We start from the raw sequence: 9215 nt of genomic DNA, 5'->3' as shown, positions 1-9215 counted from the left end.
CGGAAATGAGCAGGTCGCTCAATGCCCCTCCCTCCTGTCCTGGGTGGTCATGGCGTGTCCCTGGGCTTCGGAAGGACTCCGGTAGCGGGCCTTGTCTGTGGCTGGGATCTCCAGTGCCGGACATCGTTAGAGTGTTCGATTGCGTTCGCGAACCAGCCACAGAGCCAGCCTTCATCCATGCTGGAGTATCCGAGCTTGACCGCGTGCTGATTGAAGGCGACCGCCCGCCGGATTGGCCCTGCCGTTTGGTGCCGCAGGCTTGGCCGCGCGGAGCGGGACGGTCGGTCGCGGGCTCATGTCGGCTGTTGGTGTCGCGCCCGAGGCGGCAGCGGCAACCCTCACCGGTCGCATCGCCCAGGGCGCCAGCCAGGGCGCGAGGATGGGCGGAACGCATGGGCTGGGGCACTCGAACGCAGACCTTACGGAGGGGGACGTTTCTGGGACATTGGCGGAGACAGGGAAGGGCGCCATCGGCGGTGCCATCCTTGGCGGAGCCCTTACGCCCGCCGTAGACGCAGGCGGCGCGCTGGCGCGTCGCTTGAGCCAGCCGTTGAGAGGCTATACTGACTCAAGAGGCGTGGCGGCAGAGAAGTTTGCAGAGGCGATGGCGCGCGACGTTGGCGCTAGCGCTACGCCTGCAGAGATCGCCGCCGCTACCAGAAGAGTGAACGCACGTGCTGCCGCGGCCGCAGACGATCCGACAATGATGCTATCCGACTTGGGCGGCGAGAACACTCGTCGACTTATGCGGCAGGCAAACAACATGCCGAATGAGAATGTTCAGAGGTTCAACCTCCGGCTCGATCAGCGACAGAATTTCCAGTGGCAGCGCATAGAGCGCGAGATGGCGAGATCGCTGCGTGATCCGCGCGAGTACGCGGAGACCGTTGGCGACATCATAGCAAGGCGCCGCCAAGCCGCGCGCGCCAACTTCGACAGAGCGTTCTCTGTTGAAACGCCGATGACCCGCGAACTGCGCGCAGTGCTCGCACGCCCTATCATGCGCGAATTACACGCTTTGACGGCACGTAACCTCGCCAACAGGGGGCAGGCGATTGGGCTGGAGAACCGCACACGCCAGCTTCATAACGTCAAACTCGAGCTCGATTCTCAGATCCAGGCGGCGCGACGTGCGCAAGCCTCAGGGAACCGACCGCAAGCCGGCTGGGATGTGAACACGCTTCAGACGGTTAAGCGTGATCTTCTCAGCGCGATGGATAATCCGTCATACCGGCACGCATTGGATAACTACGCCGGTGAAAGCGCCCTTGCGAACGCAGCGGAAGACGGTTTCGAAAACGCCTTGCGCATGCATACAGAGGAAATTGCCCCCATGCTGCAACGCATGTCCGTCTCCGAGGCGGACATGTGGCGGCTTGGCGCCGCTAGAGCACTCGCTGGGCGCATTCGTCAAGGCAATGTCACGCGCGACCGCACCGAAAGTCTTTTCGGGTCGCCCGATATCCAGATGCGCATGGAGGCAATTTTTCCGACGAATGGCGCCCGCCGGCAGTTCCAGCGGATGCTTGTCCGTGAAGCCAGAAAGTCAGACCTCCGCAAGGAGGTGCAAGGGGGATCGAAGACAGACCGGAACCTCCAGACGGCATCAGAGGCGGGCGAGCCGATGCGCGCTGCGGTTATGGCAACGCAGTTGGCATCAGGCCGGCTCGAGCCTGTTCTGAATGCACTTTCTAGAATCGGTAACCGCTTCTCTGGGTTAACCCCAGCAACCGCGAATGCCATTCTTGAAAGAGGCATGCGTCCCGCCGCAGAGGGCCTGGACGAACAGGTGATCCAGATATTGCGGCGCAGGGCGCAGGCCCCGCAGCAGCGTTCCAACTACGTGCGCGGCATGGCATCCGCATTGATGGGCCCGTTGAACCAAGACGAGCCACTGCGAGGCGGCAGTGGTCCGCGTTACCGGGATGGCCAGCCTATCCGCTGATCCACATCCAAATCAGCATCAGTACAAGTGCGGTGAGCGCGCCGAGCGCTTGCCAGAGTGCGTTTTCGAAAGGGCTCATCCCCTGCGCGTATCTGATTTGCGCACCTGATAGGAGGGTCAATTGTCTTATAATGGAAGCGGCACGTTCCTGAGGCTTTTTAGTTGGCAAACTGACAGGGCCAACGGCATCCAGATCCGCAGTGATCGAATGGACGACGAGTTCGACGGCATCGCCGCTGGGCTCTCCAACTGCATCACCCGCGACGGGCAGTCGAATATCTCGGGCGACATCCCGTGGAACAACAAGAAGATCACCAATCTCGCTAACGCGACGGCCGATTCCCACGCGCTCAACCGGCAGACCGGTGACGGCCGATACTACCGGAACGGCGCAGACCTCACGGCGGAGACGGATCTTGCGGACGGAGACATCTTCCCGTTCACCGATGCGTCGGCCTCCAACGGCATGCGCGGCACGGTCTATTCGAACCTCAAGGCCAAGATCATCAACGGGCTCGCGCTGGCCGCGCGCACGATCACGGCCGGCAATGGCCTCACCGGCGGCGGCGATCTGACGGAGAACCGTACGCTCGCGGTCGGTCAGGGGACCGGGATCGTCGTCAATGCCGATGACGTTGCGGTCGACAAGGCAAGTGCGGCCAACATCCGCGCCTGCGCCTCGAACAAGGTCGTCACGGCCGACGGCATCGAAAGCGCGTGTGCGCCCGTTGCGCTGACGGATCAAGGGACGGTAGCGATCGATTGGGACGCCGGATACTACTTTACGCTGACCGCCGCCGGCGATCGATTGATCGGCAACCCGACCAATGGCCAGGTCGGCACGATGCGATACCTCCTTGTGCAAGGCAGCGACACGACGGACCGCACCATCACGTGGGCGAACCAGTACCTTGGCGAGGTGCCCGTGGTCTCGGATTGCGATAGCGGGCGATGGTATCTGTTCTCGATCCTCTGTCTTGGGGCCGGGCATTTCGTCGTGGCGGCGAAGAGGGCCAAGGGATGACGTGCCTTCCGGGAATGGGCGGCTTTTTTGCCGGAAATTCGTCGCTCAGCGGCTTCGCGTTCGTGGACGGCGGAGGCAACAGCGACAAGAGCAGCATCACCGTTCCCGCAAACGTTCAGGAAGGGGATCTGATCCTCTTTGCCAACATGGCGATCAAGACCTCCATCGTCGCGTCAACGGTTCCCTCGGGCTTCACGAAAATCTTCCCGAGCACGTCCGTCGCGCTCCCGGTCAATATCAGCGGCACGACCTATTATTTCCACGTCGCGATGGGCTACAAGATTGCCGCCGGCACCGAAGGCGGCACGTCTCTTTCGAGCATGTCGTTCACGAGCAACGTCAATCCTGGGTCGGCCCTGGCCGTCATGGTGTTCCGCGGCAGCAAGAAGATCACGGGCGTGACCGTTCAAGACAACGGCGGGACCAACGCATCGTCGGGCCTGATAAGCCGCACGATTACATCGGCGTCCGGGACGCGGCCTCTTCTTGCTGTCGCGAACTATATGAACCTCGGGGCGTCTTGGAGCAGCAACAGCCAGCGAGATTTCAGCCCTGCCCCTGACGATGAGACGATTTACGGCGTGAACAACATGGCCGTGCGCTGGAAATTTTTCGGGGAGGGCAATGCGCCCTCCGACATCGCCTGCTCAATGGCGTCGGCCTCGCAAAACCGCACCTGCTGGTCGTTCTATCTCGAGCTCGCCACGGAATAGGTGGAGAGGCCATGAAAATCTCGATCTCGCACAACGTCCCCCTGGACGAGTTCGCGCGTCAGTACGGGCCCGTCGGCGCGGCGACGTTCACAGACGCCCACGCGGCTCTTCTGCGGGCCCAGGGCATCAAGCCGGTGAATGTGGAGACCAGTTACGGCGGGAGCCAGATCGCGGCGCTCCCCGCCGTGGAACCGCCGGCACGTCCGGACGGTGGCGACGTGGACCTCTCGCCGCTCTACGGGATCTTCGTCCAGCTTGCGGACGCGCTCACGGAAACGCGCCAGCGTCTCGAGGATCGGACGATCGAGCAGGAGCGGGTCAACCAGACCATGGCACAGACGCTCGACGAGCTCGTGCGCCGGTTCGCCATCATCGAGCGAGCGGTCCTCAGCATTTCGGAAACGGCGGAGCGGGAGCTCAATGCCAACGCCGGTTGACACGACGCGCCTCGCGCGCGCTTTGCTCGCGCCCGAAGATCGTGACGTCCTCGATCGCGGATCAGGGCCAGGGGGATTGCTCGGGCCTGAGCCGCAGCGGCCAGAACTGAAGGGGCTTCTCGGTCAAGAAGGGATGCTTGGAAACCCCTTCGGTCCGCCGACGCCTCTCGGTCCCCGGCGGCTTTGGCCACCGGAATCCCCTGATGATGAGTTCTGGCAGCGGTTCCACAACGACCAGCTTTATCGCGGCGTCCCTCGCGAGCAGATTCCACCCCGGATGAGGGAGCAGATCCCAATAGAGGTGCCGGACGTCGATCCGGTTTTCCCTGACGATCGATGGGGACGCCTCATCACTCGGCGTTAGCGTGGCCTCGGCGCGGATCTGCCCACGGCGGGATGCGCGTCTTGAATTGGCCAGTGGGGTCAATGATCTCGCCATAGGGCACGTCAAGGGACTCGCACCAGACGCGAGTCTCCGGAGACGCCTTCAGGCTTGCCTCCATGCGCGCGATGCACACGTCGCGCGGCTGCCCCTGGGTGGGCGGCTGGATCAGGCAGAGTTGCGCGCATACGACAAATGCAAATGGCTCCATGGCCAATCCTTACCCCTCATTTCCGGCGAGAGGATGACAATGCCCCTGAATGATCGGAGCAGGAAGAACCTTGTCGGGGTTCATCCCGACCTAGTGCGCGTGGTCGAGCGGGCGGCGGAGTTGTCGCCGGTTCCCTTCGTCGTGACGGAGGGGCTTCGCAACCTCGAGCGTCAGAAGAAGCTCAAGGCGGCCGGCAAGAGCTGGACGCTCAATTCTCGTCACCTCAACGGCATGGCCGTCGATGTCGTGGACGCCGACGATTTTAAGTACGACATGCCGGACATGGAAGGGATCGCCAAGGCGTTCAAGGCCGCGTCGGCGGAGCTCAAGATCCCGATCGTCTGGGGCGGGGACTGGAAGACGCGCGATACCCCCCATTTTGAATTATCCCGCACGGCGTACCCTGAAGATGCGCTCCCGACATCGACCAAAGTTGCAGAGGCAGCCAAGACGGCCGCCACATCCAAGCCGGCCGTTGTCGTCGGCACCAGCGTTGCCACGGGCCTCGCGGTCGATGCCGTCTCGGTTCCGCCCTCGTCCATCCCGGCTCCACCCGATCTCACGGCGATTTCAGCCTGGAAGACCTTCGGCCAGACGATTGCCGACATCGGCGGGTGGGCGGCCGGGCATCCGGTGATCGCCGCCAGCATTGGCGCATGGGTTTTGAGCATCGTGTTCTGGGACCGGCTCAAGGCGCGGCTCGCACAATGGAGAGCTGCATGATCATGGCATGGTTCGCGGCGCGCCTGGTCCCGATTGGGGCCGGACTCGCCCTCGTAGTGGCGTTAGTGGCGTGGGATCGCGTTCGGATCTGGAATGCCGAGGGCCGCGGAGAAGGTCGCGCGCTCGCAAACGTGGAGCGCAGCAATGCCGAAGTCACATCGAAAGCTGGCTCTGCCGGCCGCAAGTCTCTTAATCCTGCCTCTAGCGGGCTGCGAAACCCCAACTATCGTGACTAGCGCGGCCTCGACCGCCGAGAGCATCGGGCACATTTCCCCGTCACGAAAAGACACCTGTGAGACACAAAGGCAAATTGCGGCCCAGTCCTCCCGCATCGATACCATCATCAAGGGCACGGAGACGGTCTACAAGCCGGCTCCGTGCCAGGTCCCTGCGTCCCCCGAGCCGAAAACCTCCTAAGAGGCAGGACCATGCACGATGCACGAGCCTTCTTTCCTGGCGGGCCTGGAGCTCGGCAAATTCCTTACCCGCCTGAAACGGGTCGAGGTTGGGCTGGCGTCCCTGCGGAAGGACCTGGACGCGCTTACCGGGCAGATGCGGCGCGCGGCTATCCTGGCGGCGCTGTGGGCGGCCGCGATCCTGGCCAACGTCGCGAGCGACCGGGTGGCGGAGTTCGCGGTGGAGGCCATTCTGTCAGCCTTGAAGCGGTGATGACGTGGGCGTGCCGGGCCGCCTGGGCGTTGCTCTTCGTGGCCGCGTTCCGGTTCGGGTGGTCCCTGATGCTGCACGTCATCCAGCGGATGAATTGACGGGAACGCGTCGAGAACCCGATGTCCCCCGATTTGTCCCCTCGGCAACGGCGCTACATACGCACCTGACGCATACACAACCGAGGAAAGATAAGCGATTTCAAGAGAAGGTATGGAGGCCACGCCCGGAATTGAACCGGGGTACGCGGATTTGCAGTCCGCTGCGTCACCACTCCGCCACGTGGCCTCTGGGATCCTTTTGCCCGGGGCGCGATGCCCGCCTCTGGGCCTCGGTCCGTGATCGAACGGCCGAGCGCGCCGGATCGGCGCGTGCGCAGCCATCTATCATACACATAAAGCCTCGCACAAGCGCGCGGATAGCGGGACGCCGCCTGGCCCAAGGGGCCCATCCTTGGGGGCGAGGCGAAGGGCAGGGGAGCGGCATTGCGGGATGTGGCCTCGGGGCGGGACTTTGGGTATGGTCGCGCGAGACGGCATTCGGGAGGACAGGGTGGATTACGCGACGCAGCGCAAGAACATGGTCGAATCGCAGGTGCGGCCCAGCGACGTGACCGACCGGCGCATCATCCGCGCCATGCTCGATCTTCCGCGCGAGCTTTTCGTGCCGGAGCGCCTGCGCGCGCTGGCCTATATGGATGGGTCCGTGCCGCTGACGCCGGCCACCCATGGCGGGACGCGCCGCGCACTGCTTTCGGCGCGCGTCCTCGCCAAGCTCGTGCAGGCGGCCGACGTCGCGTCTGGGGCGTCCGTGCTCGCTGTCGGCGCTGGTCCCGGCTACGGGGCGGCCCTGCTGGCCGGGCTCGGCGCCCGTGTCGTCGCCCTCGAGAGCGATCCGGATCTGCGCAACGACGCCATCCGGCGGCTTGCCGACCTCTCCGCCGGCAACGTCACTGTCGTGGACGGGCCGCTCGATCAGGGATGGCCTGACGAGGGACCCTATGACGCGATCCTGATCGAAGGCGCGGTGGAGACCGTCGCGTCGGGCCTGCTCGATCAGCTCAAAGACGGCGGGCGGCTCGTCGCCATCGCCGTTGCCGGGAACCGCACCACGGGACGCGCCACCGTCTGGCGTCGCGACGGTCGCACATTCGGCAAGACGGAGATTTTCGACGCTGCAGCCGACGTGCTGCCCGGTTTCGAAAAGCCGCGGGTGTTCGCGTTCTGACGCGGCGTTGCGTCTTTCGTCATCGCAAGACGACGGATCGTCGGCCGGCCGCTTGCGCGCGGAACCCGCGCGCAGAAGCATCCGTTGACGGATGCTCTAAGATATCCATGTAAAATCAATGTAATAATTTGTCTTTCCCGGAGTGCGGCCTCGACCGTTTCCGGCCGGCCGTCACGGAGGGTGTGGGAAAGCAGCCACGCCTGCGGTGCTAGAGGGGACAGGCAGGCTTTGTTCGCTTCTGCGAATCGCGCCGCTGCACTACCTAACTATAGTTTCGAAAGCGTTGCTGTCGGCCCCTCGGGCGGGGTGTGCGGTTTGCCGGAGCTATATTGAGGCTGGATTTGCGCTGTCTTGACCGAAATTGGCGATGTGCCGCATTCGTCGTTGCCGTGGCCACAGGGATGGCTTCGGCATCTCTGACGACCGCGGCACAGGCAGAAACCCTCAACGAAGCGCTCGCGGCCGCTTACGAGTACAACCCGCAGCTCGATGCTGAGCGGGCGCGCCTGCGCGCCACCGACGAGGAAGTGACGCGCGCACGGTCGGGCTTCCGGCCGGTGATCACGGGCGGCGCCGACGTCAACTACAACTGGACGAAGAGCCATACGACGACCGGCTCGATAGAGAACGAGCTCAAGCCGCGCGGCTACTCGATCGATGCCGTGCAGCCGATCTTCAGCGGCTTTCGCACCATCAACTCCGTCAACGAGCAGGAAGCCAACGTGCGGGCCGCGCGCGAGACGTTGCGCGCCGTCGAGCAGTCCGTGCTCCTGCAGACGGTGACCTCCTTCATGGACGTGGTGCGCGACCAGGCGATCGTCCGGCTGCGCGAGAATAACGTCAACGTGCTTTCGCGCGAGCTTCGGGCGACCGAGGACCGCTTCGCCGTCGGCGAGGTGACGCGCACGGACGTGGCGCAGGCGCAGGCGCGGCGGGCCGGAGCGGTGTCGGCACTCGACCTCGCCAAGGCCAATCTCAAGACCAGCCGCGCCGTTTACGAGCGCGTCGTCGGGCATGCGCCGGGCAGCCTCGTCGAGCCGAGGGGATACGAGCGCCTTCTGCCGCGGTCGCTCGATGAGGCGACCAACGTCGGGACGCACGAGAACCCGGCCGTCGTCAATGCGCTCTATCTCGAGCAGGCGGCCAAGTTCGGCGTCGACCGCATCCGCGGCGAGCTGTTGCCGAGCGTCCAGCTCGAAGCCAGCTATTCGGATCGCTACGGCATCGCCGACAGCATCAACCAGTCCGAGGACGTGACGGTCACCGGACGCCTGACGGTGCCGATCTACGAAGGCGGCGAGGTTTACGCGCGCGTTCGCCAGCAGAAGCATATCCACATCAGCCGCCTGCAGGAGATCGAGCAGGCGCGCAGCGAGACCGAGGAAATCGTCGTCTCGGCGTGGTCGCAGCTTCTCGCCGCGCGGGCGCAGATCCAGTCCGACCAGTCGCAGGTCGATGCGAACACGACGGCGCTCACCGGCGTGCGCGAGGAAGAGCGGGTGGGGCAGCGGACGCTGCTCGACGTTCTCAATGCCGAGGTTGAGCTTCTGAACTCGCAGGTGGCGCTGGTAACGACGCGGCGCAACCTCGTCGTGTCGAGCTATTCAGTGCTGTCGGCCGTCGGCCGGCTCGATGCGGTGAACCTCGGCTTCACGTCGATCGCCTACGATCCTGAAGCTCATTATCAGGAAGTCAGGCGTAAGCCCTGGGGAACCTCGATAACTCATTCGGACGGCCGCACCGAGCAATTGCCGCCGCTGCCGGATGGAGCGAACTCCGCGAAATAATCTCCTTGAGGACGGTTGGCGGGTTGGGCTAGCTGAGCGGCCCTGCTCGTCGATTTGTGTTGTCCTGTGGCTTTGCCACATCGTTGCCCACTATGACGCC

9 protein-coding genes and 1 tRNA gene are annotated in these 9215 nt (G+C 64.1%); 8 read left to right on the top strand and 2 right to left on the bottom strand.

Annotation, left to right across the window (positions count from 1 at the left end):
- Positions 1-577 precede the first annotated feature (577 nt).
- The 4 genes from V7082_RS14105 (at position 578) to V7082_RS14090 (ending at position 4119) form a co-directional block, all read left to right on the top strand.
- Positions 578-1945: a hypothetical protein gene (locus V7082_RS14105; RefSeq protein ID WP_334149574.1), complete on the top strand. Its 1368-nt coding sequence runs from the start codon at positions 578-580 to the stop codon at positions 1943-1945.
- 121 nt (positions 1946-2066) lie between these two features.
- Positions 2067-2969: a hypothetical protein gene (locus tag V7082_RS14100; RefSeq protein ID WP_334149572.1), complete on the top strand. Its 903-nt coding sequence runs from the start codon at positions 2067-2069 to the stop codon at positions 2967-2969.
- Complete coding sequence (locus V7082_RS14095; RefSeq protein ID WP_334149570.1) at positions 2966-3682, top strand: hypothetical protein; 717 nt, start codon at positions 2966-2968, stop codon at positions 3680-3682. Before V7082_RS14100 ends, V7082_RS14095 begins: the two co-directional genes overlap by 4 nt.
- Positions 3683-3693: 11 nt before the next feature.
- Positions 3694-4119: a hypothetical protein gene (locus tag V7082_RS14090; RefSeq protein WP_334149568.1), complete on the top strand. Its 426-nt coding sequence runs from the start codon at positions 3694-3696 to the stop codon at positions 4117-4119.
- A gap of 350 nt (positions 4120-4469) precedes the next feature.
- On the opposite strand, the gene V7082_RS14085 is transcribed toward V7082_RS14090, so the two are convergent.
- Positions 4470-4712 (bottom strand): hypothetical protein, encoded by a 243-nt coding sequence (locus V7082_RS14085; protein WP_334149566.1) that lies wholly within the window; start codon positions 4710-4712, stop codon positions 4470-4472.
- Between the two features lie 39 nt (positions 4713-4751).
- On the opposite strand from V7082_RS14085, the gene V7082_RS14080 reads away from it, so the two are divergent.
- On the top strand, positions 4752-5435 hold the full coding sequence (locus V7082_RS14080; RefSeq protein WP_334149564.1) for a M15 family metallopeptidase: 684 nt from the start codon (positions 4752-4754) through the stop codon (positions 5433-5435).
- Positions 5436-5870: 435 nt separating this feature from the next.
- Positions 5871-6104: a hypothetical protein gene (locus V7082_RS14075; protein WP_334149562.1), complete on the top strand. Its 234-nt coding sequence runs from the start codon at positions 5871-5873 to the stop codon at positions 6102-6104.
- A 211-nt stretch (positions 6105-6315) separates the two neighbouring features.
- Here V7082_RS14075 and V7082_RS14070 read toward each other — a convergent pair.
- Positions 6316-6389, bottom strand: a tRNA-Cys gene (locus V7082_RS14070).
- Between the two features lie 264 nt (positions 6390-6653).
- Between V7082_RS14070 and V7082_RS14065 the strand changes: the two genes are divergently transcribed.
- Together V7082_RS14065 and V7082_RS14060 are read left to right on the top strand one after the other, a co-directional pair.
- Positions 6654-7328 carry a protein-L-isoaspartate O-methyltransferase family protein gene (locus V7082_RS14065; protein ID WP_334149560.1) on the top strand — a complete coding sequence of 225 codons (675 nt, stop codon included), beginning with the start codon at positions 6654-6656 and terminating at the stop codon, positions 7326-7328.
- Between the two features lie 401 nt (positions 7329-7729).
- The gene (locus V7082_RS14060) at positions 7730-9115 is read left to right on the top strand and encodes a TolC family outer membrane protein (protein ID WP_334149558.1); all 1386 of its coding nucleotides are present in this window, start codon (positions 7730-7732) and stop codon (positions 9113-9115) included.
- Positions 9116-9215 lie beyond the last annotated feature (100 nt).

Origin of the sequence: Hyphomicrobium sp., from assembly GCF_036833075.1 — a bacterium.
Lineage (GTDB): Bacteria > Pseudomonadota > Alphaproteobacteria > Rhizobiales > Hyphomicrobiaceae > Hyphomicrobium_C.
Note: the sequence above shows the minus strand (reverse complement) of the source record. Positions and strands in the feature narration are given on the sequence as shown.

What these genes read in the sequence shown, in the direction of transcription:
- V7082_RS14095 (WP_334149570.1), top strand. Translation starts at nt 2,966, where the DNA reads ATGACGTGCCTTCCGGGAATGGGCGGCTTTTTTGCCGGAAATTCGTCG.
- V7082_RS14080 (WP_334149564.1), top strand. Translation starts at nt 4,752, where the DNA reads ATGCCCCTGAATGATCGGAGCAGGAAGAACCTTGTCGGGGTTCATCCC.
- V7082_RS14090 (WP_334149568.1), top strand. Translation starts at nt 3,694, where the DNA reads ATGAAAATCTCGATCTCGCACAACGTCCCCCTGGACGAGTTCGCGCGT.
- V7082_RS14085 (WP_334149566.1), bottom strand. Translation starts at nt 4,712, where the DNA reads ATGGAGCCATTTGCATTTGTCGTATGCGCGCAACTCTGCCTGATCCAG.
- V7082_RS14060 (WP_334149558.1), top strand. Translation starts at nt 7,730, where the DNA reads ATGGCTTCGGCATCTCTGACGACCGCGGCACAGGCAGAAACCCTCAAC.
- V7082_RS14075 (WP_334149562.1), top strand. Translation starts at nt 5,871, where the DNA reads ATGCACGAGCCTTCTTTCCTGGCGGGCCTGGAGCTCGGCAAATTCCTT.